This is a genomic window from Streptomyces sp. NPDC002125 (assembly GCF_053593715.1).
In genome coordinates, this window is the sequence record NZ_JBSFDD010000042.1 from 21,416 (window position 1) to 46,176 (window position 24,761).

The 24,761-nt window shown below is 71.2% G+C and carries 24 protein-coding genes and 1 riboswitch; of the genes, 9 read left to right on the forward strand and 15 right to left on the reverse strand.

Features of this window, described 5'->3' with window-relative positions; genetic code table 11:
* Positions 1 to 2: 2 nt before the first annotated feature.
* Positions 3 to 473: a pyridoxamine 5'-phosphate oxidase family protein gene (locus ACWCQM_RS38880; RefSeq protein ID WP_450919799.1), complete on the forward strand. Its 471-nt coding sequence runs from the start codon at positions 3 to 5 to the stop codon at positions 471 to 473.
* A 26-nt stretch (positions 474 to 499) separates the two neighbouring features.
* Here the strand turns inward: ACWCQM_RS38880 and ACWCQM_RS38885 are convergent, their stop codons facing one another.
* Complete coding sequence (locus ACWCQM_RS38885; protein ID WP_450919800.1) at positions 500 to 1,429, reverse strand: LysR family transcriptional regulator; 930 nt, start codon at positions 1,427 to 1,429, stop codon at positions 500 to 502.
* Positions 1,430 to 1,502: 73 nt separating this feature from the next.
* On the opposite strand from ACWCQM_RS38885, the gene ACWCQM_RS38890 reads away from it, so the two are divergent.
* Positions 1,503 to 2,501: a DMT family transporter gene (locus ACWCQM_RS38890; RefSeq protein WP_450919801.1), complete on the forward strand. Its 999-nt coding sequence runs from the start codon at positions 1,503 to 1,505 to the stop codon at positions 2,499 to 2,501.
* On the opposite strand, the gene ACWCQM_RS38895 is transcribed toward ACWCQM_RS38890, so the two are convergent.
* Positions 2,488 to 3,819: an aminotransferase class I/II-fold pyridoxal phosphate-dependent enzyme gene (locus ACWCQM_RS38895; protein WP_450919802.1), complete on the reverse strand. Its 1,332-nt coding sequence runs from the start codon at positions 3,817 to 3,819 to the stop codon at positions 2,488 to 2,490. The two genes, ACWCQM_RS38890 and ACWCQM_RS38895, sit on opposite strands and share 14 nt — an antisense overlap.
* A gap of 35 nt (positions 3,820 to 3,854) precedes the next feature.
* Here ACWCQM_RS38895 and ACWCQM_RS38900 point away from each other — a divergent pair, with 35 nt between their 5' ends.
* Complete coding sequence (locus ACWCQM_RS38900; RefSeq protein WP_450919803.1) at positions 3,855 to 4,550, forward strand: pyridoxamine 5'-phosphate oxidase family protein; 696 nt, start codon at positions 3,855 to 3,857, stop codon at positions 4,548 to 4,550.
* 54 nt (positions 4,551 to 4,604) lie between these two features.
* Here ACWCQM_RS38900 and ACWCQM_RS38905 read toward each other — a convergent pair whose 3' ends face one another.
* The 3 genes from ACWCQM_RS38905 to ACWCQM_RS38915 all read right to left on the reverse strand — a co-directional run bounded on the left by ACWCQM_RS38905 (position 4,605) and on the right by ACWCQM_RS38915 (position 7,070).
* Positions 4,605 to 5,633 carry an EamA family transporter gene (locus ACWCQM_RS38905; RefSeq protein WP_450919804.1) on the reverse strand — a complete coding sequence of 343 codons (1,029 nt, stop codon included), beginning with the start codon at positions 5,631 to 5,633 and terminating at the stop codon, positions 4,605 to 4,607.
* A 67-nt stretch (positions 5,634 to 5,700) separates the two neighbouring features.
* Positions 5,701 to 6,243, reverse strand: coding sequence for a Clp protease N-terminal domain-containing protein (locus tag ACWCQM_RS38910; protein WP_450919805.1), 543 nt, complete (start codon positions 6,241 to 6,243; stop codon positions 5,701 to 5,703).
* A gap of 224 nt (positions 6,244 to 6,467) precedes the next feature.
* Positions 6,468 to 7,070, reverse strand: coding sequence for a PadR family transcriptional regulator (locus ACWCQM_RS38915; protein ID WP_450919806.1), 603 nt, complete (start codon positions 7,068 to 7,070; stop codon positions 6,468 to 6,470).
* A 218-nt stretch (positions 7,071 to 7,288) separates the two neighbouring features.
* Here ACWCQM_RS38915 and ACWCQM_RS38920 point away from each other — a divergent pair, with 218 nt between their 5' ends.
* Positions 7,289 to 8,089: a phosphotransferase gene (locus ACWCQM_RS38920; RefSeq protein WP_450919807.1), complete on the forward strand. Its 801-nt coding sequence runs from the start codon at positions 7,289 to 7,291 to the stop codon at positions 8,087 to 8,089.
* A 263-nt stretch (positions 8,090 to 8,352) separates the two neighbouring features.
* Here the strand turns inward: ACWCQM_RS38920 and ACWCQM_RS38925 are convergent, their stop codons facing one another.
* On the reverse strand, positions 8,353 to 9,669 hold the full coding sequence (locus ACWCQM_RS38925; RefSeq protein WP_450919808.1) for a hypothetical protein: 1,317 nt from the start codon (positions 9,667 to 9,669) through the stop codon (positions 8,353 to 8,355).
* Between the two features lie 53 nt (positions 9,670 to 9,722).
* On the opposite strand from ACWCQM_RS38925, the gene ACWCQM_RS38930 reads away from it, so the two are divergent.
* On the forward strand, positions 9,723 to 10,289 hold the full coding sequence (locus tag ACWCQM_RS38930; protein WP_450919809.1) for a helix-turn-helix domain-containing protein: 567 nt from the start codon (positions 9,723 to 9,725) through the stop codon (positions 10,287 to 10,289).
* A 55-nt stretch (positions 10,290 to 10,344) separates the two neighbouring features.
* Here ACWCQM_RS38930 and ACWCQM_RS38935 read toward each other — a convergent pair whose 3' ends face one another.
* Complete coding sequence (locus ACWCQM_RS38935) at positions 10,345 to 11,739, reverse strand: Mucin-2 (RefSeq protein ID WP_450919810.1); 1,395 nt, start codon at positions 11,737 to 11,739, stop codon at positions 10,345 to 10,347.
* Between the two features lie 110 nt (positions 11,740 to 11,849).
* Positions 11,850 to 12,359: a DinB family protein gene (locus tag ACWCQM_RS38940; RefSeq protein ID WP_450919811.1), complete on the reverse strand. Its 510-nt coding sequence runs from the start codon at positions 12,357 to 12,359 to the stop codon at positions 11,850 to 11,852.
* 254 nt (positions 12,360 to 12,613) lie between these two features.
* On the opposite strand from ACWCQM_RS38940, the gene ACWCQM_RS38945 reads away from it, so the two are divergent.
* Positions 12,614 to 13,435: a PhzF family phenazine biosynthesis protein gene (locus ACWCQM_RS38945; RefSeq protein ID WP_450919812.1), complete on the forward strand. Its 822-nt coding sequence runs from the start codon at positions 12,614 to 12,616 to the stop codon at positions 13,433 to 13,435.
* 45 nt (positions 13,436 to 13,480) lie between these two features.
* Here the strand turns inward: ACWCQM_RS38945 and ACWCQM_RS38950 are convergent, their stop codons facing one another.
* Together ACWCQM_RS38950 and ACWCQM_RS38955 are read right to left on the reverse strand one after the other, a co-directional pair.
* On the reverse strand, positions 13,481 to 14,260 hold the full coding sequence (locus ACWCQM_RS38950; RefSeq protein WP_267076943.1) for a CPBP family intramembrane glutamic endopeptidase: 780 nt from the start codon (positions 14,258 to 14,260) through the stop codon (positions 13,481 to 13,483).
* 90 nt (positions 14,261 to 14,350) lie between these two features.
* Positions 14,351 to 15,856 (reverse strand): glutamate-cysteine ligase family protein, encoded by a 1,506-nt coding sequence (locus ACWCQM_RS38955; RefSeq protein ID WP_450919813.1) that lies wholly within the window; start codon positions 15,854 to 15,856, stop codon positions 14,351 to 14,353.
* 491 nt (positions 15,857 to 16,347) lie between these two features.
* Here ACWCQM_RS38955 and ACWCQM_RS38960 point away from each other — a divergent pair, with 491 nt between their 5' ends.
* A complete protein-coding gene (locus ACWCQM_RS38960) occupies positions 16,348 to 16,962 on the forward strand; it encodes a hypothetical protein (RefSeq protein ID WP_450919814.1) in 615 nt (204 codons plus the stop codon).
* A gap of 288 nt (positions 16,963 to 17,250) precedes the next feature.
* Positions 17,251 to 17,457: a DUF5999 family protein gene (locus ACWCQM_RS38965; RefSeq protein WP_450919824.1), complete on the forward strand. Its 207-nt coding sequence runs from the start codon at positions 17,251 to 17,253 to the stop codon at positions 17,455 to 17,457.
* 70 nt (positions 17,458 to 17,527) lie between these two features.
* On the opposite strand, the gene gcvP is transcribed toward ACWCQM_RS38965, so the two are convergent.
* On the reverse strand, positions 17,528 to 20,413 hold the full coding sequence (gcvP, locus tag ACWCQM_RS38970) for an aminomethyl-transferring glycine dehydrogenase (RefSeq protein WP_450919815.1): 2,886 nt from the start codon (positions 20,411 to 20,413) through the stop codon (positions 17,528 to 17,530).
* 193 nt (positions 20,414 to 20,606) lie between these two features.
* Positions 20,607 to 20,702, reverse strand: a riboswitch (glycine riboswitch).
* 133 nt (positions 20,703 to 20,835) lie between these two features.
* On the opposite strand from gcvP, the gene ACWCQM_RS38975 reads away from it, so the two are divergent.
* Positions 20,836 to 21,210: a PRC-barrel domain-containing protein gene (locus tag ACWCQM_RS38975; protein ID WP_450919816.1), complete on the forward strand. Its 375-nt coding sequence runs from the start codon at positions 20,836 to 20,838 to the stop codon at positions 21,208 to 21,210.
* On the opposite strand, the gene ACWCQM_RS38980 is transcribed toward ACWCQM_RS38975, so the two are convergent.
* From ACWCQM_RS38980 to ftsR, 4 genes are all read right to left on the reverse strand, one after another.
* Positions 21,129 to 22,580: a DNA polymerase IV gene (locus ACWCQM_RS38980; RefSeq protein ID WP_450919817.1), complete on the reverse strand. Its 1,452-nt coding sequence runs from the start codon at positions 22,578 to 22,580 to the stop codon at positions 21,129 to 21,131. The genes ACWCQM_RS38975 and ACWCQM_RS38980 overlap by 82 nt on opposite strands.
* A 99-nt stretch (positions 22,581 to 22,679) precedes the next feature.
* Positions 22,680 to 23,297 carry a MerR family transcriptional regulator gene (locus ACWCQM_RS38985; protein WP_073753980.1) on the reverse strand — a complete coding sequence of 206 codons (618 nt, stop codon included), beginning with the start codon at positions 23,295 to 23,297 and terminating at the stop codon, positions 22,680 to 22,682.
* A gap of 169 nt (positions 23,298 to 23,466) precedes the next feature.
* Positions 23,467 to 23,940: a bifunctional nuclease family protein gene (locus ACWCQM_RS38990; RefSeq protein WP_006123076.1), complete on the reverse strand. Its 474-nt coding sequence runs from the start codon at positions 23,938 to 23,940 to the stop codon at positions 23,467 to 23,469.
* Positions 23,941 to 23,993: 53 nt separating this feature from the next.
* Positions 23,994 to 24,737 carry a transcriptional regulator FtsR gene (gene ftsR, locus ACWCQM_RS38995; RefSeq protein WP_450919818.1) on the reverse strand — a complete coding sequence of 248 codons (744 nt, stop codon included), beginning with the start codon at positions 24,735 to 24,737 and terminating at the stop codon, positions 23,994 to 23,996.
* Positions 24,738 to 24,761: the final 24 nt, after the last annotated feature.

The following is a 24,761-nucleotide window of genomic DNA, read 5'->3' on the forward strand; positions in this document are numbered from 1 at the left end:
CCGTGACCGTTGCCCAGCGCCGTGGCCGTCGGATCATGATGACCGACGCGGAGCGGGACGCCTACCTCACCGAGCAGCGCACCTGCCGGGTGGCCACGGTCTCCCCCGACGGCCGGCCGCATGTCGGCGCACTCTGGTTCGTCTGGGACGGTACCTCCCTCTGGCTCTACTCCCTGACCCGCAGCCTGCGCTGGTCCCAGCTGCGGAAGGACCCGAGGGTCGCCGTGGTGGTGGATGACGGGGTCGAGTACGGGGAGCTGCGAGGGGTGGAGCTGTCCGGCGAGGTCTCCTTCGTCGGCGAGATCCCGCGCACGGGCGAGGCATGCCCCGAACTGGACGTACCGGAGCGGACGTTCGCGTCGAAGTACTTCGGGCTCGACGCCCTGCCGCACGACGCGCGGCACGGCTGGCTGCGGCTCACCCCCGAAGCGGTCACGTCCTGGGACTTCCGGAAGCTGGCCCAGGGCAATTGACCCGATTCCCTTCTTCGGCAGGGGAGTCAGCCGGCGGACTCGGGAGGCATCGGCTCGTGCAGGGCCCGCCCGGCGGCACGCAGCGCGGCCACGGCGGCCCTGATCGACGGCCTCCGGTCCGCGTCCGTGCGCCACACCGCGTGGACATGGCGCCGCATCGGCTGCCGTACGGGCACCAGCCGCACCCCGTCCGGGACGGGGCCGCGCCCCAGCCGGGGTGCCACGCAGACGCCGAATCCGGCTGCGATCAGGGCGAGTTGGGTGTGATGTTCGCCCGCGAGGTGCGCGATGCGGGGCTCGATCCCCTTGGACCTCAGCGTGAACATCAGCCAGTCGTAACAGAATTCGCCTTCCGGCCAGGAGACCCAGTCGTCGTCCGCGAAGTCCTCGATGTCGACCTCTGCCCGGTCCGCGAGCGGATGCCCGGCGGGCATGGCGATGTCCGGTGCGTCGTCCAGGAGTTCGGCCTTCGCCAGGCCGCCGGGGACCGGCAGCCGCTTGTTGCTCCATTCGAGGACCACGGCGAGGTCGGTGTCCCCGCGCAGCACGGCACGGATTCCCCTCTCGGGTTCCAGCTCCGTCGTACGCGCCCGTAGTTCGGGATGGTCCGCGCGGAGCGTGGCGAGAGCGGCGGGGAACAGCCCGCGCGCGGCCGTGGGGAAGGCTGCGAGGCGGACCTCGCCCACGGCCTGACCGCGCTGCGCCTCGATGTCGGACTGCGCGATCTGCACCTGGGAGAGAATCTTCGCCGCGTGGTCGGCGAGCAGCCGGCCCGCGTCGGTGAGCCGGATGCCCCGGCCGTTCCTGGCCAGGAGCTGCTGCCCCACTTCGCGCTCCAGCTTGGCCATCTGCTGGGAGACGGCCGACGTGGTGACGTGGAGGCCGTCGGCCGCCCCGCTCACGGAGCCATGGCGGGCCAGGGCATCCAGCGTCCGCAGGCGCTCCAGATTCAACATGTAAGCGATGCTACGCGAAGACCTCCATGAAGTCTCACTTGTCCTACGCGATTGCTCTCGTCATGGTTGTCCCATGAGCGCTCCCTCAGCACCGAGAACCCTGCGGCCCCCGGCCGCCTCCCCGCGCGCACCCCGCGCGCCGCGAGCTGCCCTGGACTGGCGGCTCCGCTTCGCGGCCCTGTCGCTCATCTGGGGGTTCAGCTTCCTGCTGATCAAGGTGGGCACCGACGGTTACGCCCCGTTCCAGGTGACCTTCGGCCGGCTGCTGTTCGGGACGGCGGTCCTCGCCGCCGCGATGGCGGTGCGCCGCGAGCGGCTGCCGCGCTCGGGCCGCACCTGGGGTCACCTCTTCGTCGCCGCGTTCTTCCTCAACGCCCTGCCGTTCTCGCTCTTCGCGTACGCCGAGCTCACCATCCCGTCCACGCTCGCCGGGATCTGCAACGCGACCTCGCCGCTGTGGGGCATGGCGCTGTCCCTGGTGGCGCTCTCCGAGGACCGGCCGACCCGCCGCCGCGTCGCGGGGCTGGGCCTGGGATTCATCGGCGTACTGACGGTGCTCGGCGCCTGGCAGGGATTCTCGGGGCTGGACGTCACCGGCACCGCGATGGCCCTGCTCGCCTCGCTCAGCTATCCCGTCGGCTGGATCTACGTCCGCCGCACGCTGGCGGGCTCCGGTTCCTCCACCTTGGCTCTGACGGGCAGTCAGCTCTTTCTCGGTATGGTGCAACTGGCCCTGGTCCTGCCGGTGTTCACGTCGGTTCCGGAGCACTTCCCGCTGCTCCCCACGCTTGCCGTGGTCGCGCTCGGGGCGCTCGGAACCGGGCTCGCGGTCCTGCTCCAGTACGGCCTGGTCGAGGAAGTAGGACCCACGACGGCGCAGATGGTCACCTACTTCATCCCGGTCATCGCCACGGCCGCCGGAGTGACCCTCCTCGGAGAAGAGTTGAACTGGAACACCCCGGTGGGCGCACTGGTGGTCCTCGCGGGCGCCGCACTCACCCAGAGCCGGGCGCGGGGCGCGGCCGGAGGGTCGCGCCGCGTCACCGGCGGCCGGCCGCTCAGCCGTAACTGACCGGTCTGGCGGGCCGCGCCGCCTCCGCCACCGCGTCCGCGAGCGGCTCGATGTCCGCGGCGGTGAGCGACGACACGGTCAGCCGCACCCCCGGCGGCGAGGCGATCCGGAACCGCGCTCCCGGGGCCACCGCCCAGCCCGAGTGCAGCATCCTGGCCACCGCCCCGGTCTCGTCGCTCACGGGCACCCACACGTTCATCCCGCTCCGCCCGTACGCCTCGACGCCCCGCTCCCCCAGCGCGCGCACGAGGGCGTCCCTCCGCTCGCCGTACGACCGGGCGACCAGTGCCGTGTCGACGGCGCCCGAGGCCCACAGATGTGCCACGGTGCGCTGGAGCAGGCCGCTGACCCAGCCGGGCCCGAGACGCTGGCGTCCCGTCACCCGGTCCACGGTCAGCGCGTCCCCGGTGAGGACGGCGAGGCGCAGATCGGGGCCGTACGCCTTGGAGACGGAGCGCACGAAGGCCCAGTGCTCCGCGCCCCCGGCGAGGGGGTGCACCGGGAGGTCGACGATGGCATGGCCGTGGTCGTCCTCGATCAGAAGCACTCCGGGGTGCCGGGCGAGGACCGCGCGGAGCTCCTCCGCCCTCCGCCTCCCCACCGACGCGCCGGTCGGATTCTGCGCGCGGTCGGTGACGACCAGCGCCCTGGCCCCCGCGTCCAGGGCTCGCGCCACCTCCCCGGGCAGCGGGCCCTCCTCGTCCAGCGCCACCGGGACGGCGCGCATGCCTAGCGCCGGAACGAGGTCCAGCAGGGCACCCCACCCCGGGTCCTCGATCGCCACCGCGTCACCGGGCTTGAGGTGCGCCGCGAGCACGCGCTCGATCGCGTCGAGGGACCCGGAAGCGGCCGCCACCGGCCCCGCGGGCACGCCGTCGGCGTCCAGCCCGGCCCGTGCGAGCTCCGCGAGCCGGGGAACCACCGCCGCCTCGCCGTAACGCCGCGGCCCCTGGGCGTACGCCCGGGCCGCCTCGGCCAGCGCATCGGCGAGGCCGGGCAGCAGGGCGAGGTCGGGGTTGCCGTCACCCAGGTCCCGCACGCCCGGCGGCGCCTCGACCCTGAGGGAGCCGCGCGACGTACTGGCGGGGCGCGGGCGCACCCTGCTCCCCCGCCGGCCCGCCGTCTCGATCACTCCACGCTCCCTGAGCGTGCGGTAGGCGGCGGCCACCGTATTCGGATTGACGCCGAGGAGCGTCGCCAACTCCCGCATGGGCGGCAGCACATGACCGGGCGGGAGGTCTCCCGACGCGACCCCGCGCTCCACACTCGCGGCAATGTCCGATGCGCGCCGCCCGCTGATCCGATACTCTCCTAGCACAAACACGATTATGCACTAGTGCAATGGAGTACGCAATGCCGGACACCGCCATCCCCGACAGCACCGGCCTCCCGGGGACAGCCGCCTACACACCGACGGAGCGCACGGTCCCGACCCGCTCCAGGGAGCGCGCGTCGTACGACAAGGAGACGGTGCACTCGATACTCGACGAGGCCTACCTGTGCCACCTCGGCTTCGTCCGCGACGGCGCACCCGTCGTCCTGCCGACCCTCTTCGGCCGGGTCGGCGAGCGGCTGTACGTACACGGCTCCACCGGATCGCGCCCCCTGCGCGCGACGGCCGCGGGCGATCCCGGGCTCGCCGTCTGCCTCACGGTGACCCATGTCGACGGCCTCGTGCTGGCCCGCTCCGCCTTCCACCACTCGATGAACTACCGCTCCGTGGTGGTCCACGGCACCGCCCGTACGGTGACGGACCCCGAGGAGCGGCGCATCGCCCTCGACGCCATCGTCGACCAGGTGGTGCCGGGCAGGTCGCAGGACTCACGGCCCGCCGACGCGAAGGAACTGGCGGCGACCGCGGTGATCCGCCTGGACCTCGACGAGGTCTCCGCCAAGATCCGCACGGGCGGCCCGAACGACGACGCCGCGGACCTCGCGCTGCCGTACTGGGCGGGCGTGGTTCCCCTCGCACGGAGTTACGGAACGCCGGTGCCGTCCGATGACCTGGACCCCGCGGTGCCGGTGCCGGACTACCTCGGCACCCTCTGATCCCCGGCCGCCCGTGGTCCGCCGCGCGCCGAACGGCCCGGCGGGCCCTCGCTCCTACGGCGAGGGCGGACGCGAGGAGAGCTCGCCGGCGGCCGGCGCGTGGGCTTCCGGCACCTCTGCCGCGAGCACACCCGGACCCGATGCCACGGGTCCCGACGGCGGCTTGGGCGCGGAGGACTGCGCGATGAAGGCACCGATCAGCACCACGCCACCGCCCACGAGCTGCGGCGCGGAGAGGTGCTCGCCCAGCAGCACCCAGGCGAGCACGGTCGCGATGACCGCCTCCAGACAGGCGACGACCCCCGCGACCTGCGGCGAGAGCAGCCTCACGGAGACCACCCCGGTGGCATAGGCGAGCACGGTCGCGAGCAGCACGATCCAGCCGAGCAGCAGCCACGCGGGGACGCTGTTCCCGTCCATGTCCGCGTGTCCGCCGAGCACCGCCCAGTCCATACCCCACGGCCTCGCGACGACGGTGAGCACGGCGGCACCCACCAGCAGTCCGTACGCGATCACGCCGACGGGGTGCGGCGGTTCGGCGTCCGGCCTGTCCCCGTGTCCGGCGCCCTGGTCCGACAGGACGAAGTAGCCGACCTGGCAGCAGGCGGCACCCAGGGCGAGCAGCAGCCCGACCACGTCGAAGCTCAGCCCGGCCCACACCTCGACGACACAGGCGAGTCCGCCGACCGCCAGCACCACGCCTGCGGCGGCGGCGCGGGTGACGGGCCGCCGCTGCACGAAGCGGACCCAGAGGAGGACGAGCGCGGGCGCGAGGTATTCGATGAGCAGGGCGACACCCACCGGGATGCGCGAGATGGAGGCGAAGTAGAAGGCCTGGACGCCGGCCACGGCGAACAGCCCGAAGCCGGCCAGCAGGACGGGCCGTTCCCGGACGAGATTCCGGTGCTTCCAGGCGACCGGCAGCATGACGAGTGCGGCACCCGCCACGCGCAGCCACACCACGTGGAGGGGGTCGAGCCCCGCCTCGATCAGCGGCTTGGCCGCGACCCCTGAACCACCGAACGCGAAGGCCGAGACCAGGGCCAGGCCCAGTCCGGCACTTCTCCCCTGAGACACGTGCATCGGCACATCATGGCAGCAGGCGTCAGCAGCGTCACCCCCGTCACACCTGTCTACGACGTGTTCGTGATCACTGCAGCGGGCTGTTCGCCGCGAGCCGGTCCGCCGCACGGGCGGCCAGCCGCTCGGTCACCACACCCGCGCGCTCCAGCACCTCCACCGCCCGGGACCGGGGATCGGTCACCAGCGCCAGGAGCAGATCGAGGCCACCGGCATGGACCCGTCCACGCAGGACCGCTCCTCGGACCGCGCGCTCCAGCGCCGCCGTGGCCGAGGGTGACCACCCCTCGCCACCGGGTTCACGTACGGCGGGGAACTCGCCCGAATCCTCCTGGGTGCCCTGCCAGCGGAGGCCGTATCCGATGCTGCGCTGCACGAGATAGCCGAGCACCGGGGCGAGCTGCGGCCCGCCGTCGAAGACCTCCCGGACCTGGGGGTCCGACTCGACGAGGGAATGCAGCAGATGGGCGGTGTCGACATGACGGTCACCGTCGCGCAGGGCCCGCCGCCGCGCGCCGCCCGCCACCGCCGTCATCGCGTCACTCAGCCCGACACCGGCCCACGGCGGGTTCGGTGGGGCCTGTTCGGGGATTCCTGACGTCCGGAATTGCACTACTCCACCCCATCAGCCCCGGGGAGCGAAAACATCCCCGGTACGGCGCATCCGGCATCCCGCGGAAGGCGGGCACAGCAGAACGCCTCCTCATCCTTCCGGATGAGATCTCCCCCCAAGGGGAACTCGGTGGCGCACCCTGCGACGCGCACACGGAGAAGCACGAAGGGCCCCGGGTCGAGGTCGACCGGGGCCCTTCACCAGCACTCGGCGAGCCGCACGGCTCAGTGCTCGTCGGCGAGGATCAGATACAGCTTCTTGCGGGCATCGTTGATGACCGTGAGGGCCTTCTGCCGCTGGTCGGCCGAGCCGGTCTTCCAGACCTGGCCGAACGCCTCCATCAGGCCGAACCCGGCCTGCCGGATCTCGTTCATCCCCTCCCAGTCGACACCGCGGCCGGCTTCCTCCCACGGCGCCTCGGGGCCGGACTCGGCCTCCGTACGCCCCGTGTCGGTGAGCGTGAACAGCTTCTTGCCGCCCTCACTGACGCTGACGATCAGGCCCTCGTCCTCCAGCAGCTGGAGCGTGGGATACACCGAGCCGGGACTGGGCCGCCAGGCCCCTCCGCTGCGCTCGCCGATCTCCTGGATCATCTCGTAACCGTGCATCGAGCGGTCCTTGAGCAGCGCGAGGATGGAGGCACGTACGTCACCGCGCCTGGCCCTTCCCCTGCCGCCTCCCCGGCCGCGGCCTCCGCCGCCGCCGAAGGGTCCGCCACCGAAGGGCGGGCCGAACGGCCCGAACGCGGCCCGGCCGCCGTCGAAGTCTCCCCTGCCGGCGCCTCGGCGCCCAGGGCCGCACCCGTGATCGTGTCCATGTGAACGCATGACTGCGCTCCTTTCGTCCTTGGGGTGACGCGACACTTGTCATTGATCTGTCGCGATGTCTCAACGATATATCGGAAACTATCGCAAGACAAGGCCCGGCACGGACTGCTCACGTGGCCCGCGCTCTGCCGTTTCACACGGGCTGGTCTCTTCGGCGCCGATCCCCGTCGTGTGCGGCCCGGCCCGCACGGGGTCGCTCCGGCGATAGCGTGATCGCCATGACAGCTGAAGACGAGGCGCTGGTCGGGGGCATGGCGAACGCGGGGGCAGTCTTCCGCCGAGGGGAGTTGGTGGAGCGACCAGCACCGCTCAACGCGCGGGCCCTCCATGCCTACTTCCGTGCGCTGAAGGAGCACGGCTTCGACGCGGCGCCGACCCCTGTCGGTCTCACCGCCAAGGGCCGTGAGCAGCTGACTTTCATCCCGGGCGACGTGGCTCTGCCGCCGTTCCCGGACTGGGCGATGACACGTTCCGCCCTCGAATCAGTGGGAAACCTGCTGCGGCGTCTGCATGAGACCAACGCGGCCGTCACGGTCGACACCCGCGCCGAGTGGCCCCCGGACCTCGCCGACCCGGAGGGGGGAACGATGCTGTGCCACAACGATGTGTGCCCGGAGAACGTCGTCTTCCGCGACGGCCGTGCCGCGGCTCTGATCGATTTCGACTTGGCTGCTCCGGGCCGCGCCCTCTGGGACATCGCCATGACCGCCCGCTATTGGGTGCCCATGCTTGATCCGGAGTCTGCGGCTGCTCTCCATCCCCACGGGCTGGACGCGGCCGCACGGCTGCGGATTCTTGCCGACGGCTACGACCTCTCGGCAGGGGACCGCGCCGAGTTGCCCGGCGTCATCGAGCAGGCCACGGAGGTGTGCCGGGCCTTCGTCGCCCGCCGTGTGGCCGACGGAGACCCCGTCTATCTCCAGGCATTGGCCGAACGCGGTGGGTGGGAACGCTGGGATCGCATGCAGTCATGGCTGGTGGACCACCGTCAGACGTTCACAGCCGCCCTGCTGAGCTGACCGGCCTGGACGTTCGAGGACGGACTCAAGACTCACAAGTGCATCGCCCTGCGTTGGCGGCATGCCTTCCGACGGCAAGGCTGGGATCACGTCCGGCGCTGTGACCTGCCGCGCCTTTAGGGCGGGGCCCGAAGAGACCGTGCGGGGTGGCGTTTCCTATGACCCGTTGCGGGCCGGGGCCAGGGCGCCAGCCCACGCGCCGACGAGAGGTGCCCCAACAGGTCCGCGCGTACCAGTACACCGAACGATCAACCTGCGGCGCGTCAGTCTCCGGCGAGCCGGCCCGCCCGGGGCGTTTCGGCCCGCCGGCGGGGTCGGCGCTCGGGCTGGGAGTCCAGCCATGCGGCGATGTCCGCGACGACCGCAGCGTCGACGTGCTGCTGCGGCGCCATGTACCCGGCGGGCGTCGACGGCCCCGACCCCGGGAAGAAGAGGTGGTCATCGGCTTCGTGGATCCGGATGGTGACGTTCGGATGCCCGGTCAGCCCCTCCCTCCAGAGGGACAGGTCGTGCTCGACGGTGACCTGGTAGTCCCGGCCGCCCTGGAGGATCAGCAGCGGCTTGTCCAACCGGGCGGCGGTGGCGACGGGGTCGTAGGAGCGCAGGTCCAGCCAGTACGAGGCAGAAAGGCCGAACGGCAGGTCCTCCCGGGGTGTACGGGGTGACAGGGTGGTCTCGACGGTCGCGGCCTGCCTGGTGATCTCCGCAAGGAACGCCTCGGAGCCCGGACCGGGGTCGAGGGCGGCAAGGTGACCTACGACCCGGACAGCCGCCCGGTGCATGGGCTCGGCGTCACCTGCCAGGATCACGACACCCGCGACGGACGGCTCGGCCTCGGCGACCCGCGGGGCAACCTTGCCGCCCATGCTGTGCCCGGCGACGAACACCCGGCTGGATTCGACGCACGGCTCCTCCTGGAGCCGGCGCACGGCGGCGACGGCGTAGGGGACGTACTCGTGCGTCATCGTGAAGTCGTCCGCGGCGGCCACCTGCGCCGCGTGCGTGAAGGTCACCTTGTCGTGGCGCAGCACCGCCACGCCGCGGCCGGCCAGCCCCCAGGCGAGGTCCTTGAGGGGCTTGTTGGGTCCGCTGGTCGCATCCCGGTCGAAGGGACCTCCGCCGCTGAGAAGCACAACTCCGGGCCACGGGCCCTCGCCGTGCGGAACGGTGACCGTGCCGGCCACCGCGAGAGGACCCGTCCCGACCATGACCTCGTGCTCCTCGAAGGAGTCCGGATCCGAGTAGCGGGGCGGCGCCCATGGTTCGCCGGCAGGGGGCGCGAGACGCAGCCCGTTCAGCAGGCCCTCGGAGTCGATGGACATGACAACGGTGAACTGCCCCCGCTCGCAGACCGCGGGCACGCTGACACTGGTCAGGTCCGGCCGCAGGGGCTCGCTCGACGACTCGCCGAGGTCCGTGACCGGACCGGTTCTCGCGGTCTCGGCGAGCCAGGCGGCCTGGAGCGCCTCGACGGTCACCGCAGCACGCAACGGGGGGCTGAACAGCGCGACGATCTCCCCGAAACGGCCATCGCGCGCCCACTCGACCACCAGCACGGCAGTCTGCTCAGCAGTCTGCATCCCTCCACCTTTCTTGTGTTTGAGAAAGGTAGCACGCATGAGAAAGTTAGGTCATGGACACCTTGGAACTCCTGGCGCACCCTGTCCGCCTCCGCGTGGTCCACGCCCTGCGCGGCGGGCGGGCCCTGACCACCGGCCAGTTGTGCACTCTCATCCCGGACGCCTCCAAGGCCACCGTCTACCGGCACGTCGACCTTCTCGCCGCGGGCGGCATCCTCGACGTCGCCGAAGAACGGCGGGTGCGGGGTGCCGTCGAACGCAGCTATCGGCTACGGCAGGAACACCCGGGCATCGACGCGGAAACCATGCGCGCGCTCAGCCCACAGCACCACGAGCGGGCATTCGCTGCCGCCATGGCCTCCCTGGTCGCGGAGTTCGGCGCCTATCTGGGGCGCGAAGGCAGCGATCCCGTGGACGACCTCGTCGGCTATCGCCAGCACGCGGTCTGGCTCAGCAAGGACGAGCTCGTCACACTGATCGGAGCGATGCAAGCCGCCATCGCGCCCCTCCTCGCCAACGGGCCCTCGCGGGAGCGCACCCGCTACCTCCTCAGCCCCATCCTCTTCCCCGCGGAGCAGGCCGAACAGGCCGAACAGGCCGAACAGCAAGACCGGTTGTAGCCGGCACCGCCGCTCGGCGTGGACCAGGGCATCGGAGATCGGCTCTGCTCGGCGCTCAGGCGGGAACCCCGGCCCGGTCCAGGACGGCGGCCATCTCGTCCTCAGGGAGCGCCGGGTTGGCGCCCGCGCCGGAGGCCAGTTGGGGTACGTCGAGGGCCTCGCGGAGCCGGCGGAGCGGGAGTCGCGGATCACCAGCGGCGGCCTGACGCGTCCAGACCGTGGGGTCATGGCTGAGCCGTTCGATCAGCGCGGGCGTGGCGGCCGGATCCCGAACGGCCAGTCGGCGGTAGTTCCCGTCCGGGTGGTCCGCGTATCGGGCGGCGAGGCCCTCGCGGGGAAAGCGGGGGTGCGTCTCCGCCATCCAGGCGGAGAACGTCCCGCCGAGCCTCGCGAACACGCGCATCAGAACCTCCTCCGGGGTGTCGGGGTGGTGAATGCCCAGGTGGTTCTCCACCACCGGGTCCTCGACGCGCGCGAGGAGGCGCAGCAGATCGGACGGCAGGTGAGGGCTGCGGGCGGCTGCACGCTGGAGCAGCGGATGGGCGGAGACCGCGGCTCGTCGCAGCACCTCGGGGTCGGTCAGCCCGTCTCGTACCCATTGCACGCCGTCCCCCCGGTCGAAGTCCCCGACCGTGAAGTCGATCTCCATACGCCGTGTCTCGTCCAGCTCCGGCCTGAGTGAGATGGCGAGCCGTACGGCCTCGTCGGGGTCGGCAGCGAGCCGCTCCACGAGGTCGGCGGGCAGCGACGGGTTCCCGGCGAGGGCCGGCAGGTGCGTCCGCTCGGCGACGCACCGCTCGGCGTCGGCGCGGACGAGGAGCCCGCAGCGCAGCGCCTCGGCGGCGGACTTCGGATCGCGGAGGAGTTCGGCGGTGACGTGTGCGTCCCGTCGGCACTCCCGGAGTGCGCCGGCCCGACGCACGCCGGGATCAGGGTCGGCCAGGAGTGCCGACCGGTCGCCGGGCGGCAGAGCCTCCCACGCACGCACCGCTTTCCGGCGCGCCGCCGAGCTGTGATGCGTGGCCATCGACATCACGAACGACGGTGCCAGATGGGGCGAGTCCAGCAGGGCCGTCCGGACAGAAGGGGCGGGGTCGTCGAGCAGGCGGACACACACGGCGTGCGAGAGCGGTGCGACCTTTGTACGCGGGTCGTACACCTCGGGTCCGTACGCGAGAGCGGCCCGCACCCCGGGAGAATGATCGTCCGCGAGCCGGGCCCGCGGTGCGGGCTCCGCCCTGGCGCTCATGGCGAAGCCGATCCGGGCGCCCGGATTCGGGTGGGCCAGGATCACCACGACGGCCGACTCGGGAAGTCCGGCCCGCTGAAGGGCATGGCGAGGCGGTCCTGCACCGCCCCCGTCGAAGGCGAGCAGGCGCAGCAGCAGCGGTGTCGGCAGCGACGGATTGCGGGCGACTCCGTCCAGCGCGGACGCGTGGAACGCGACCAAGATTCCCCTACCCCCATGTCTCCGCCGGCTGGTTCACGACCATGGTCCCCGACCGTCGGACCGTCCGGCGGGCGGGCCGTCATGATCCACTGGACAGTGGTCCCATGGGTCTACGCCGTCGCGTCCGGCCCCGGAACCCGGTCGGCGGCAAGCAGTTGCTCGCGCAGGATGTCGGCGTGCCCGCAGTGCTGGGCCAGCTCGCGCAGGACTTGCAGATACACCCAGCGCAGCGTGCGCGGTCCGGTTCGGTGGCCGGTCACGGGGGTGTCCAGCGCCAGGCCCGCGACGATCGCCGAGGCCGTCGCACAGGCCTCCTGATGGGCCGCCCTGACGGAGACGACGGTGTCGTCGTCGGTGAGCCCGAAGGACTCGTCCGGGCTCTGGACCAGGCCGAGCTCCCGGCGGGGAGTGCCGCCGACGCATTCCTCGAACCACACCCGCTGCATCCACGTGACGTGCTTGAGCAGCCCGAGCAACGTGGTCGCCGAGGGCACGAGCCGGCGACGGACCTGCTCTTTGTCCAGGCCGTCGAGGGTTGCTTCGATGGCGCTCCGGCCGTCCTTCACGAACGCGTCGAGCTGGATGCGTTCATCGTCCAGCAGCACATCGAACGAGCCCATCGAAATCTCCCATCGAGTCGCGGACCGGGGGTGCATCGGCTCGTGCGAGCGGCTGCCCGCTCCGGCCTCCACCACCCTAGGAGCCGTCGGTGACGGATCGGGGGACCACGGAGCGCGCCACCGGGGTCGGTGGCCGACTGCGGGACAGTACAAAGGGGGCACCCCCGTGGCGTGGGCTGACCCACCGACGGCAGAAGCCGCGCATCCGCGATTGGCCTTGGACCGCGCGTTTCCGTCCGCCTACCGTCTGCTCCATGAAGATCCGCATCGTCGACGCGTTCACCGACCGCCCTTTCGCCGGCAATCCCGCCGGAGTCGTGATCCTGGACTCCGGGACCTTCCCCGAGGCCGGCCGCCTCCAGCTCATCGCATCCGAGGTCAATCTCTCCGAGACCGCCTTCGCCCACCCACTGCCGCCGGGCGGCGACGCCGACTGGGCGCTGCGCTGGTTCACCCCCACGACCGAGGTCGATCTGTGCGGGCACGCGACACTCGCCACCGCTCACGTCCTGCACACCACGGGAGCCGCGAGCGGCACGGTGCGCTTCGCGAGCCTGTCCGGCGTCCTGCGCTCCACGGCGCACGAGGACGGCACGCTGACGCTGGACTTCCCCACGGCGCCGCTGACACCGGTGTCCGCCCCGGCCGGACTGGCCGAGGCGCTCGGCGCGTCGCCCCTCTCCGTCCATGACACGGGCGAGCAGGTCGGCGACCTCCTGGTGGAGCTGGCCGACGAAGCGACCGTACGCGCTCTGCGGCCGGACTTCCGCGCGCTCGTCGCCTGTTCCCGGCGGGGCGTCATCGCCACGGCGGCGGCCGAGGACCCCACGAGCGGCTACGACTTCGTCTCGCGGGGCTTCTTCCCCCGGGTCGGCATCGACGAGGACCCGGTGACGGGCAGCGCCCACACCGCTCTGGCGCCCTTCTGGTCGGCCAGGTTCGGCCGCGACGACCTCACGGGCCTCCAGGCCTCGGCCCGCTCGGGCCTCGTCCGCACCTCGCTGCGGGGCGAGCGCACCCTGCTGACCGGCAGCGCGGTCACGGTCGTCGACGGCGAACTGCTCGCGGGGCTCTGAGCCCGGTGGGCAGGGCCGTTTCTGCTCGCGCGGGGCCCGTCCTGCTCATGGGGTCGGCAGCCAGTCCACCTTCCCCGCGAGCAGGGCGTAACCGACGAACGCCCCGATGTCGAGCAGGGCGTGCGCGACGACCAGCGGCCCGACCCGCCCCCAGCGCCGGTACAGCAGCACGAAGACGACGCCCATGACCACGTTCCCGATGAAGCCGCCGATCCCCTGGTAGAGGTGGTACGAGCCGCGCAGCACGGAGCTCGCCACCAGCGCGGCCATGGGCGTCCATCCCAACTGTCCCAGCCGTCGCAGCAGATAGCCGACGACGATGACTTCCTCGACGAGGGAGTTCTGGAGCGCGGAGAGGATCAGGACGGGGAACTTCCACCACACCTCGGGCAGCGACTCCGGCACCACCGTGAGGTTGAATCCGGTGGCGCGTGCCACCAGGTAGAACGCCAGCCCGGCGCTGCCGATCCCCGCCGCGACGAGAGTGCCCCGGCCAAGGTCCTGCCAGGGCCTGGTGCGGTCGAGGCCGAGGGTCCGCAGACCCGCGCCCTCCCGCAGGAGCAGATGGGCCACCAGGGCGACCGGCACCAGCGCCGTGGCGATGCCGAAGAGCTGCCAGGACAGGTCGAGCCAGGGCCGGCCCGGGGCGTACGAGCCGTTCAGCGTCGCGGCCTGGTCCTTGAGGCCGCCCGGTTTCGTCAGCGACCCGATGAAGCTGATCAGGGCGGACACCGCGCTGGCCCCGAGCGAGAGAGCCAGCACGAGCAGCGTCTCCGAGCTCAGGGTCCGCCGGGACACCCCCTCGTGAGGAATGGATTCAGCCACGCGCCCCGCCTCCACCTGTGCACCTTCCGTCGGCTACGGGTCATAGCTTGCCCGAAGGCGTCGCGGAGGCGGGACACCGGGCGGCCCCGCTCAGGGGGCGGGGAAGCCGACCGGCCAGGTGTGCACCGGCTCGCCCGCCTGCATCAGCTCCCCGTAGCGCCGGGTGGTCGCTGCCAGCGCCCCCTCGCGTTCGAGGCCCGCGTCCAGCGCCCGGTGGTAGGTGTCGACCTGCCAGGAGGCCCCGTTCACCCGGAGCCGGCAGCGCTCCTCGATCACGCCGAGGTAGCGGTCCCTGTCCGAGGGCTCGATGTTCCAGGCGTCCAGCCCCGCGGCGGCGAGCGGCAGCAGTTCGTCCCGTACGAGCTTGACGGCGGGCACCTTCGCCACGCCGCCGGAGCGGCCGGGGCGCGGCCAGAGCAGCTCCGCGTCGATGCCGTGGCGGCAGGCGGTGTCGAAGTTCTCGGCGGCCGCCTCGAAGGGCAGCCTGCCCCACACGGGCCGGGACTCGTCGGCGAGCGCGCGCACGAGTCCGTAGTAGAAGGCGGCGTTGGCGATCACGTCGACGACCGTGGGACCGGCGGGCAGGACCCGGTTCTCCACCCTCAGATGGGGCACGCCGTCGGCCAGCCCGTAGACCGGGCGGTTCCAGCGGTAGACCGTGCCGTTGTGCAGGACGAGCTCGGCGAGGGCAGGCACTCCGCCCTCGTCGAGGACGCGCAGCGGGTCCTCGTCGTCGCAGATCGGCAGCAGCGGCGGGTAGTAGCGCAGATTCTCCTCGAAGAGCTCGTACGCCGATCCGATCCAGCGCTCCCCGAACCAGGTCCTCGGGCGCACCCCCTGATTCCTGAGTTCGGGCGGCCGGACGTCCGTGGCCTGCTGGAACAGCGGCGGCCTCGACTCCCGCCAGAGCTCCTTGCCGAACAGGAAGGGAGAGTTGGCGCCGAGGGCGATCTGTACGGACGCGATGGCCTGGGCCGCGTTCCAGACGTCGGAGAAGCGGTCCGGGGTCACCTGGAGATGCAACTGCACGGAGGTGCAGGCTGATTCCGGGGCGATCGAGGAAGAGGTGGAGACCAATCGCTCCACCCCTTCGATATCAAGGGTGAATTCCTCGCCGCGGGCCGCCGCCATTTGATCGTTGAGGAGCGTGTAACGGTCCACGTCGGAGAGGTTCGCCGAGACCAGATCATCACGCCCCAGGGTCGGCAGGATGCCGATCATCACGATCCCCGCGTCGACCTCCGCGGCCTTGCGATGGGCATATGCGAGTCCGGTGCGCAACTCCTCGGCGAGCTGATCGAAAACCCGGCCGCTCAGCCGGTGGGGAAGAATGTTTACTTCCAGATTGAACATCCCCAGTTCCGTCTGGAAATCCCGGCTGGCGATGCGCTGGAGCACCTCAGCATTGCGCATCCTCGGCATGCCGTCCGAACCCGCGAGATTCAGCTCGATCTCCAGCCCCATGAGATTCCTGGGCCGATCGAACCTCCGCTCCGACAGGAGCCTCTCCAGCCCGGCCAGGCACCGGGTGAGCTTCTCGCGGTACGCCTGCCGATCGGACGGGGCAAAGGCACCCGCCACGACCTTCTCGCCCATCGAAGGGTCCCTCCTCGAGTGGGCGGCCCACGGCACAGGCCGCTCGTATCACGATCGATAATGCCCCGACGAGATGATCCGTAACGCCTGCGCGGCCCTCGGACAGCCACTAGTCTGGTGGCCGACGCCGGAGGCACATTCCGAAGGCATGGGGCATATGCAGTTCACGCGATCGAGTTGCGTGGTAGAAACACCGACGGGTTTCAGCCTACCGCCGCATCGGGAAAATACCTGGCGGCAGGGGTCCGGAGCGGCCCGAATCCACAGAAACTCCGCAATTCAAAGGCTCAGATGCCCCTTGCGCGCAATATGCGGGTCAGGTAGCCGAAACATCGTGTGAACATTTGTCGTATAAACTCTGCGAACGAGGCAGAGAGTTGACGCACCGGCCCGTCCGCCCGTCACCGGCCTTCCTCTGGCCCCGCACGCCGACAGCGCCGTCTGCACCCGCCCACGCATCACCGTGTCTCAGAAGTGAGAGGCGACCCACTATGCCGCTGCATGTTTCACCGGCACCCGCGCCCGCACTGCGCAGCGTTCTCGCGGCACTCGGTTCTCCCACCGCAGTCCGCGAGGCCCATACACCCGCTCTCAGGTCCGTCCAGGGATCTCTGAGCCCCGAACTCCCGCTTCCCGTCCATGTGCTGGACCGGATCGTCCCGAACGAGGCAGCTCCGCGCACCCGCCTGGCAGGCTGGCGCTTCCTGATCCGTGACGGCGAGCGCGCCGTCGCCGCCGCGGACACCATGCTCACCGCCGACGGCTGGACCTTCTCGCACTTCTTCGAGGGCCCGTACCTCCTCTCGACCGAACTGGCCGTGCGCCAGGCCGAGTCGTCGTCGGCGCACTACCAGCCGCGCCTGCTCTCGGTTCCCGAGCTGTACATGCTCACCCTCTGGCTGCACCACGACACCGGGGCGGACGCCGGCAGCGGGGTGCTCGCCCCGACCGATGTGCTGGTGCCTCTGGCGCCCGCCCCGCCGGGCATCACGGCCTACCGGCCGCATCATGTCGCCGAGCTGCTCCCGGTCATGACACTGCGTGTCACCCCCGCGCCCCTGCCGGACCTGCCCGAGCTCCCCGGTCTTCTCGGGTCGCCCGCCTGACCCCGCGTCATCACGCGCCCCCGCCGGGACTCCCTGCGGGGGCGCATCGACGTCCCGTGCGGACTAGTCCGGTCAGGTCACCCCGAACCATCCGAACGGACAGTCCAGTTGGATCGAACCGTCCGGCCGGGTGATGCGTCATGGGAGGAGAACAGCAGCTGCCGCGAAATCCCTGCGGAATGACGCCCGTGGGGCAACACTGGGACCGGACCGACTGATACGGGGGCGGCCATGAACACATCGTCCAGCCGCAGGACGCTCGAATCGACGCAGCGAAAGAACCCATCCATGTGCCAGCACCAGCCACCCTGCCCGACCGCCGACTCCAACGACCGGGAAGCCGCACGCCTGACGGCCCACCACCCGGAACAGGGATGGAGCCTGCTGTGCAACGGCGTCCTGCTCTTCGAGGACACCGGCGAGCTGCTCCCGGACGGGCAGGTCATCGCCCCCCACCGGCCGCTGAAGAGCGACCGGGTGGTGAAGGCCGCCTGACCGGGGCAGCAGAGACAAGGGGGCCGGCCCGGAGAATTCTCCGCACCGGCCCCGACGCGTGTCCGCGCTCCTACTGGTCGTACTCCTCCAGCGGCGGGCAGGAGCAGACCAGGTTGCGGTCACCGAACGCGCCGTCGATCCGGCGCACCGGCGGCCAGTACTTGTCCGCGGGCGTGACGCCGGCCGGGAAGACGGCCTCCTCGCGGCTGTAGGCGTGGGTCCACTCCCCGCCGAGCGAGGCAGCGGTGTGCGGGGCGTTGCGCAGCGGGTTGTCGTCCGCGCTCCAGGCCCCGGAGGCGACCTTGTCGATCTCGCCGCGGATGGCGATCATCGTGTCGCAGAACCGGTCCAGTTCCGCGAGGTCCTCGCTCTCGGTCGGCTCGATCATTAGCGTCCCGGCCACCGGGAACGACATGGTCGGCGAGTGGAAGCCGTAGTCGATCAGCCGCTTGGCGATGTCGTCGATGGTGACGCCGGTCTCCTTGGACAGCGGCCGCAGGTCCACGATGCACTCGTGCGCGACCAGACCGGCCGGGCCGTTGTAGAGGACCGGGAAGTGCGGTTCCAGGCGCTTGGCGATGTAGTTGGCCGCGAGTACGGCGACCTGCGTCGCACGCTTGAGGCCCTCGCCCCCCATCAGGCGTACGTACGCCCATGAGATGGGCAGGATGCCCGCCGAGCCCCACGGGGCGGCCGAGATCGGGCCGACGCCGGTCTCCGGGCCCGCGGCGGGCTGGAGGGGGTGGTTGGGGAGGTACGGCGCCAGGTGGGCTCGCACGCCGACCGGGCCGACGCCCGGGCCGCCGCCACCGTGCGGGATGCAGAAGGTCTTGTGCAGGTTCAGGTGGGAGACGTCACCGCCGAAGTGGCCCGGCTTGGCGAGGCCGACCAGGGCGTTGAGGTTGGCTCCGTCGACGTACACCTGACCGCCGGCGTCATGCACCTCGCCGCAGATGTCGGCGACGTGCTCCTCGAAGACCCCGTGCGTGGAGGGGTAGGTGATCATCAGGACGGCGAGCTCGTCGCGGTACTGCGCGATCTTGGCCCGGAGATCCTCTATGTCGACCTCCCCGTCCTCGGCGGTCTTCACCACGACGACCTTCATCCCGGCCATCACGGCGCTCGCCGCGTTGGTGCCGTGCGCGGAGGACGGGATCAGGCAGACGGTACGGCCGTGGTCCCCGTTGGCACGGTGGTAGGCGCGCACGGCCAGGAGACCGGCGAACTCGCCCTGCGAGCCCGCGTTGGGCTGGATGGAGACGGCGTCGTAACCCGTGACCTCGGCGAGTCGCTCCTCCAGCTCACGGATGAGGGTGAGGAAGCCCTGCGCCTGCTCGGCGGGGGCGAAGGGATGCAGGGCGCCGAACTCGGGCCAGGTGATGGACTCCATCTCGGCGGTCGCGTTGAGCTTCATGGTGCAGGAGCCCAGCGGGATCATGCCGCGGTCCAGCGCGTAGTCGCGGTCGGCGAGCCTGCGCAGGTAGCGCAGCATCGCCGTCTCGGAGCGGTGCTGGTGGAAGACCGGGTGGGTGAGGACCGCGTCGGTGCGCAGCAGCCCCTCGGGCAGGGCGTCGGCCGCCTCGGCGTCCAGTGCCTCGATGTCGCCGTCGGCGCCGAAGGCCGCCCAGACCGCGGCGATCCGGGCCCGGGTGGTGGTCTCGTCGCAGGCGACGGAGACGTGGTCGGCGTCGACGAGGCGCACATTGACCCCGCGCTCACGCGCACCGGCGACGACGTCGGCCGCCGTCCCCGGCACCCGCACGGTGAGGGTGTCGAAGTACGCGTCGTGCACGATCTCGTTGCCGGCGGCTCGCAGCCCCTCGGCCAGGACGGCGGCGTAGCGGTGGGTGCGCTGTGCGATTGTGCGCAGCCCGTCCGGGCCGTGGTAGACGGCGTACATGCCGGCCATGACGGCGAGCAGCACCTGTGCGGTGCAGATGTTGCTGGTGGCCTTCTCGCGGCGGATGTGCTGCTCGCGGGTCTGCAGCGCCAGGCGGTAGGCCTTGTCGCCGTCCGCGTCCACGGAGACACCGACGAGGCGGCCGGGCAGGCTGCGGGCGAACTTCTCGCGTACGGCCATGAAGCCGGCGTGAGGTCCGCCGAAGCCCATCGGGACGCCGAAGCGCTGGGTGGTGCCGACGGCGATGTCCGCGCCGAGCTCGCCGGGCGAGGTGAGCAGCGTCAGGGCCAGCAGGTCGGCGGCGACGGAGACGATCGCCCCCAGCTCGTGCGCCTGGTCGATGACGGGCTTGATGTCACGCACGGCCCCGGACGCGCCCGGGTACTGGAGCAGCACGCCGAAGACGCCGCGCTCGGCGGTCTCGGCCGGGATGCCGTCGGTGAGGTCGGCGACGACGACCTCGACGCCGGTCGGTTCGGCGCGGGTCCGGATCACGGCGATGGTCTGCGGCAGCGTGTCGGCGTCGACCAGGAAGACGCCTTCCTTCACCTTGCCGACCCGCCGCGCCAGGGCCATGGCCTCGGCCGCGGCCGTGCCCTCGTCGAGGAGCGAGGCTCCCGAGGTCGGCAGGCCGGTGAGGTCGGCGACCATCGTCTGAAAGTTCAGGAGGGCCTCGAGGCGCCCCTGGGAGATCTCCGGCTGGTACGGCGTGTAGGCCGTGTACCAGGCCGGGTTCTCCATGACGTTGCGCAGGATCACCGGCGGGGTGAACGTGCCGTAGTAGCCGAGCCCGATCATCGGGGCCAGCACCTGGTTGCGGTCGGCGAGGACGCGCAGCTCGGCCAGGACCTCGGCCTCGGTACGGGCCTCGGGGAGGTCCAGCGCCTCGGCGCTCCTGATCACGTCGGGCACCGCGGCGGCGGTGAGCTCGTCGAGGGAGCCGTAACCGACCTGGGCGAGCATCTTCGCCTGTGCCCCTGCGTCGGGCCCGATGTGGCGCTGCTCGAAGGGAATGCCCTGCTCCAGCTGGGAGAGCGGAGTGCGACGGGGGGTCATGATGGAGGCCTCCTGGTCTGCCACGACCTGCGAGGGGCGCCACGGCGTGGCTGCCCGTACGGCCTCCCCATCTGTCATCTCGACCTGAGAGCTTCACCGGGACGCCCTGGGGCGTACCGGCTTTCACCGTCGGTGAGGGCGGCGCCCGCGGCGGCGTGTGCCGCACGGATTCCGCCCTGCTTTCCAGAGTGACCTCGTCCGTGCGGTACGGGGGCCTGAGAGATTCCGGGGAGGAGTTGCTCCTTCGGCGCCTCCGGATCGCTCCGGAGGACTCTCCCGCACGGGGTCAGCAGCCGGTTCCAGCCTACCAGCGGGGACGGAGCGCGCCGTCTCGAGTGGCCGATACCCCGGATCTGTCCTTTCGTAGTGCCTGTGGAGCAGTTGCGACCACCCTGATGCAGTTGTGACCCGTGGGAGGCACCGTGCAGACCGACATCGATCCGCGCAGCCTGATCGGCCGAAAGGCCTTCGACCGTCAAGGTGCCAAGATCGGAACGGTGGACGAGGTGTATCTCGACGACGCCACGGGCGTACCCGAATGGGCCGCCGTGCGTACCGGTCTCTTCACCAGGGACGCGTTCGTCCCGCTGGAGCCGAGCGAATTCGTCGACGGGGCGCTGCTGATCCCCTTCGACCGGGCCCTGATCAAGGACGCGCCGGACTTCGGCGTCGGCCGCCATCTCTCCCCCGAACAGGAACTCCAGCTCTACCGTCATTACGGGCTGGACTCCGCCCCGTCGGCAGGGCCCGCCGCCCCGGACCGCGACTTCGGACGGCTGGCCGGCCAGGAGGAGTAGTCCGCGGGCTCCCGCACCAGCGGGAGCGGATCGGCCGGCTGCAACTGCGGATCGTCGATACGGAACGTCCGCACCCGGCCGGGCGGCGTCCATGGCTCCTCGAAGCGCACCGTGACCCGGCCGACGCCGCTGCCCTGAACCCATCCGTGTCCATGGACCTCGTGCCGTACGTCGTGCCCGGCGGACCATCGCCGGGCCGCCGGGCGCTCCTCGCTCTCCGGGGCCTCCCGTGCCGCCGCATCGGGCGTCCCGGGGGCGGTGCCGGATGCCACGGCCTCCTCCGCCGCGTGCTCCGCCTCCGCGGCCTGCGCGAAGAGGTCCTCCTGGGTGAAGTCCGCCAGCCCCGTGACTCCGACTCCGAGCAGCCGCACGCCGCCGGTGGTGTCGACGGCCTCCAGAAGCCTCGCGGCGGCCTCCCTGACCACCGTGGGGTCGTCCGTGGGGCCCCGCAGAGTCTCGGACCTCGTGAGCGTGGAGAAGTCGTAGCGGCGCACCTTGAGCACGACGGTGCGCCCGGAGCGCCCGGCCCCGCGCAGCCGCCCCACACACCGGTCCGCCAGCCGCTCCACCTCGGTCCTGACCCGCACACGGTCGTGCAGGTCGACGTCGAAGGTGTCCTCGACCGATACGGACTTGGCGTCCCGCTCAGCGACGACGGGCCGGTCGTCGAACCCCTGGGCCATGCGGTGGAGCGCGACGCCGTGCGCCTTGCCCAGCAGGCGCACCAGCTCGGCCTCCCCCGCCTCCGCGAGGTCGTTGACGACGGTCATGCCGGCGCGCCGCAGATGGTCGCCTGTGGCGGGCCCCACGCCGGGCAGGACGCGCACGGACATCGGCGCGAGGAGCTCGCGCTCGGTGCCGGGCTCGATGAGCATCAGCCCGTCGGGCTTGGCCTCCTCGGAGGCGATCTTCGCCAGCATCTTGGAACCGGCCAGACCCACGGAGCCGCTGAGGCCGGTGACGGCCCTGATCACCGTACGCAGCTCCACGCCGATCACACGGGCGGAGGCCGAGTCGTCGGCGACCCCGCCGGCCTCCAGGTCGACGAAGGCCTCGTCCAGGCTGAGCGGCTCGACGAGCGGTGACAGCCGCCCGAGCAACTCCATCACCTGGTCGCTCACCGTCCGGTAGAGCGAGAAGCGCGGGACCAGATAGGCCGCGTTGGGAGCCAGCCTCCGCGCCTGGGCCATCGGCATCGCGGAGTGGACGCCGAGCCGCCGGGCCTCGTACGAAGCGGTGGCGACGACGCCGCGCATCCCCAGGCCGCCCACCACCACCGGCTTGCCGCGCAGACTCGGCTTCGCCGCCTGCTCCGCAGAGGCGTAGAAGGCATCCATGTCCAGATGCAGAATCGTGGGCGCGGCTCTCACATGGACCGATGGTGCCCTACGCCACTGACAACCGCCCCGCCCGACGCGTGCGCGGGGCGGGGCGGCTCGGGTTCGGGCTTCTGTTGCTGCTCCGCCGGATCAGACCGCGCGGTTGCGCCGGCGTGCCAGTTCGTCGGCGGGGTTGTGCCCGATCAGCGTCTCCCCGGTGTCGACCCGCTCCCCGTGGAGCTGGGAGAGCGCCGCGTCGACATCCCGCCAGACGACGCCGACGGCGATCCCGAAGACGCCCTGGCCCCCCTGGAGCAGGCTCACGACCTCGTCGGGCGAGGAGCACTCGTAGACCGTCGCCCCGTCACTCATCAGGGTCATGCGCTCGAGATCCGTGAATCCGCGTGCCCTGAGATGCTGGACAGTGGTGCGGATGTTCTGCAGAGCGACCCCTGTGTCCAGGAACCGCTTCACGATCTTGAGGAGCACCACGTCCCGGAAGCTGTACAGCCGCTGCGTCCCCGACCCGTAGGCCGGGCGTACGCTCGGCTCGACGAGCCCCGTACGCGCCCAGTAGTCCAGCTGTCGGTAGGTGATACCCGCCGCAGCGCACGCTGTGGGCCCCCGATAGCCGATGTCACCCGCCACTGCCACACCGTCCGCTGCCACCACCGCCGGCTGAACCGGCTGTCTGATGGAGTGGTCGGCCGCACTGCCGTGCTGCCGGTACGGCCCACCCGCAGCCGTACCGTCGCCGCTGCTTCTCACGCCGACCTCCGTCCTTGACCTGCCATCTCGAAGGTAGGCAGTCACCAGGGGTGCGTCAACGATCGCCACACTCGGCACGCCGAGTGATAATCACCCTGAGGGTGGTTTCCCGTGACTGGTTTACGGGAACGGCTTGTCGGATGTGCTGACGCCGCCCCTCCGAGGAGGGTCACTGGCTGTTGGTACCGAAGTCCTCCGGCGAGATCTGGTCGAGGAACTCGCGGAACTTCTCCACCTCGTCCTCCTGCTCGTCCGGGATGGCGATGCCCGCATCGTCCAGCACTCCGTCACTGCCGTAGATCGGCGTACCGGTGCGCAGGGCGAGCGCTATGGCGTCGGAGGGACGCGCGCTCACCTCGACCCCGCTGGCAAAGACCAGCTCCGCGTAGAAGACCCCTTCTCTGAGGTCCGTGATGCGGACCTCGGTGAGCTCCTGGCCCACGGCCTCGAGCACATCCTTGAAGAGATCATGGGTCAGCGGCCTGGCCGGAGCCATGCCCTGCTGGGCGAAGGCGATCGCGGTCGCTTCCCCAGGGCCGATCCAGATAGGGAGGTACCGGTCGCCTCCCACTTCACGCAGGAGCACGATCGGTTGGTTGGAGGGCATTTCCACCCGGACACCCACAACGTCGAGCTCGTTCACACAGCAACCCTAGGACGTGCCCGCCATGTTTGGATAGTCGGGCTCCTCCAAGGTCAGTGAAAGCTCACCTTCAGCGCGGACTGCACGAGCGCCGCGTGGAGCCTCACGGACAGTTCTGCGAGCTCCTTGGCGGTCGCCTCGGCATGGGCCCTGGTCTGCGGATTCCGGTGCCTGCGCAGGGGTGCGACCACCTGCTCGACCAGCCCGGCCTCACGCTCCGCAGCTGCCTTGACGGCCCTGAGGTGCCGAGGTTCCAGCCCGAACCGGCCGAGATCGGCCACGAGCCTGGCCACGGTCACCGCCTCGGCGCCGTAGCTCCCGCCGGACGCGGGCACGACCAGCCCGTAGGACTCCCACTCGTCGAGCTGCTCCTCGGTGACGCCGGCTGCGGCAAGGAGCTCGGAGCGGCCGATACGGGCCGCTGTCGCCGCGCCCGGGTCCTGGTCCCAGCTGCCGTCCCCCAGCTCGCCCTGCGCGCCCTGGGACGGCAGCGCGACCTGCTCACCGCGGGCCAGGGCCTCCAGGTGCTCGCGGATGACCTTGAGGGGCAGGTAGTGGTCCCGCTGCATGCGCAGGACCTGCGCCAGCCGCTCGACATCGGCGGGACCGAACTTCCGGTAGCCCGACGGCGTCCGCTGGGGCTCGATCAGCCCCTCCGTCTCCAGGAAGCGGATCTTGGAGATGGTGACTTCGGGAAATTCGTCGCGCAGCTGGAGGAGCACCGTGCCGATGCTCATCGTGCGCTCGCCCGCGGCGGCGGTGCCGTGACCGGCACCGCCTGTCGGTGTTCGCAGCATGGGCCTTCCTGGTGGTCCCCCCGG

Excerpts from the sequence above, each read along its gene's own strand:
- ACWCQM_RS38885 (WP_450919800.1), bottom strand. The coding sequence starts at position 1,429 with ATGTTGAATCTGGAGCGCCTGCGGACGCTGGATGCCCTGGCCCGCCAT.
- ACWCQM_RS38890 (WP_450919801.1), top strand. The coding sequence starts at position 1,503 with ATGAGCGCTCCCTCAGCACCGAGAACCCTGCGGCCCCCGGCCGCCTCC.
- ACWCQM_RS38900 (WP_450919803.1), top strand. The coding sequence starts at position 3,855 with ATGCCGGACACCGCCATCCCCGACAGCACCGGCCTCCCGGGGACAGCC.
- ACWCQM_RS38905 (WP_450919804.1), bottom strand. The coding sequence starts at position 5,633 with ATGCACGTGTCTCAGGGGAGAAGTGCCGGACTGGGCCTGGCCCTGGTC.
- ACWCQM_RS38915 (WP_450919806.1), bottom strand. The coding sequence starts at position 7,070 with ATGCGTTCACATGGACACGATCACGGGTGCGGCCCTGGGCGCCGAGGC.
- ACWCQM_RS38920 (WP_450919807.1), top strand. The coding sequence starts at position 7,289 with ATGACAGCTGAAGACGAGGCGCTGGTCGGGGGCATGGCGAACGCGGGG.
- ACWCQM_RS38925 (WP_450919808.1), bottom strand. The coding sequence starts at position 9,669 with ATGCAGACTGCTGAGCAGACTGCCGTGCTGGTGGTCGAGTGGGCGCGC.
- ACWCQM_RS38930 (WP_450919809.1), top strand. The coding sequence starts at position 9,723 with ATGGACACCTTGGAACTCCTGGCGCACCCTGTCCGCCTCCGCGTGGTC.
- ACWCQM_RS38940 (WP_450919811.1), bottom strand. The coding sequence starts at position 12,359 with ATGGGCTCGTTCGATGTGCTGCTGGACGATGAACGCATCCAGCTCGAC.
- ACWCQM_RS38945 (WP_450919812.1), top strand. The coding sequence starts at position 12,614 with ATGAAGATCCGCATCGTCGACGCGTTCACCGACCGCCCTTTCGCCGGC.
- ACWCQM_RS38955 (WP_450919813.1), bottom strand. The coding sequence starts at position 15,856 with ATGGGCGAGAAGGTCGTGGCGGGTGCCTTTGCCCCGTCCGATCGGCAG.
- ACWCQM_RS38960 (WP_450919814.1), top strand. The coding sequence starts at position 16,348 with ATGCCGCTGCATGTTTCACCGGCACCCGCGCCCGCACTGCGCAGCGTT.
- ACWCQM_RS38965 (WP_450919824.1), top strand. The coding sequence starts at position 17,251 with ATGTGCCAGCACCAGCCACCCTGCCCGACCGCCGACTCCAACGACCGG.
- gcvP (WP_450919815.1), bottom strand. The coding sequence starts at position 20,413 with ATGACCCCCCGTCGCACTCCGCTCTCCCAGCTGGAGCAGGGCATTCCC.
- ftsR (WP_450919818.1), bottom strand. The coding sequence starts at position 24,737 with ATGCTGCGAACACCGACAGGCGGTGCCGGTCACGGCACCGCCGCCGCG.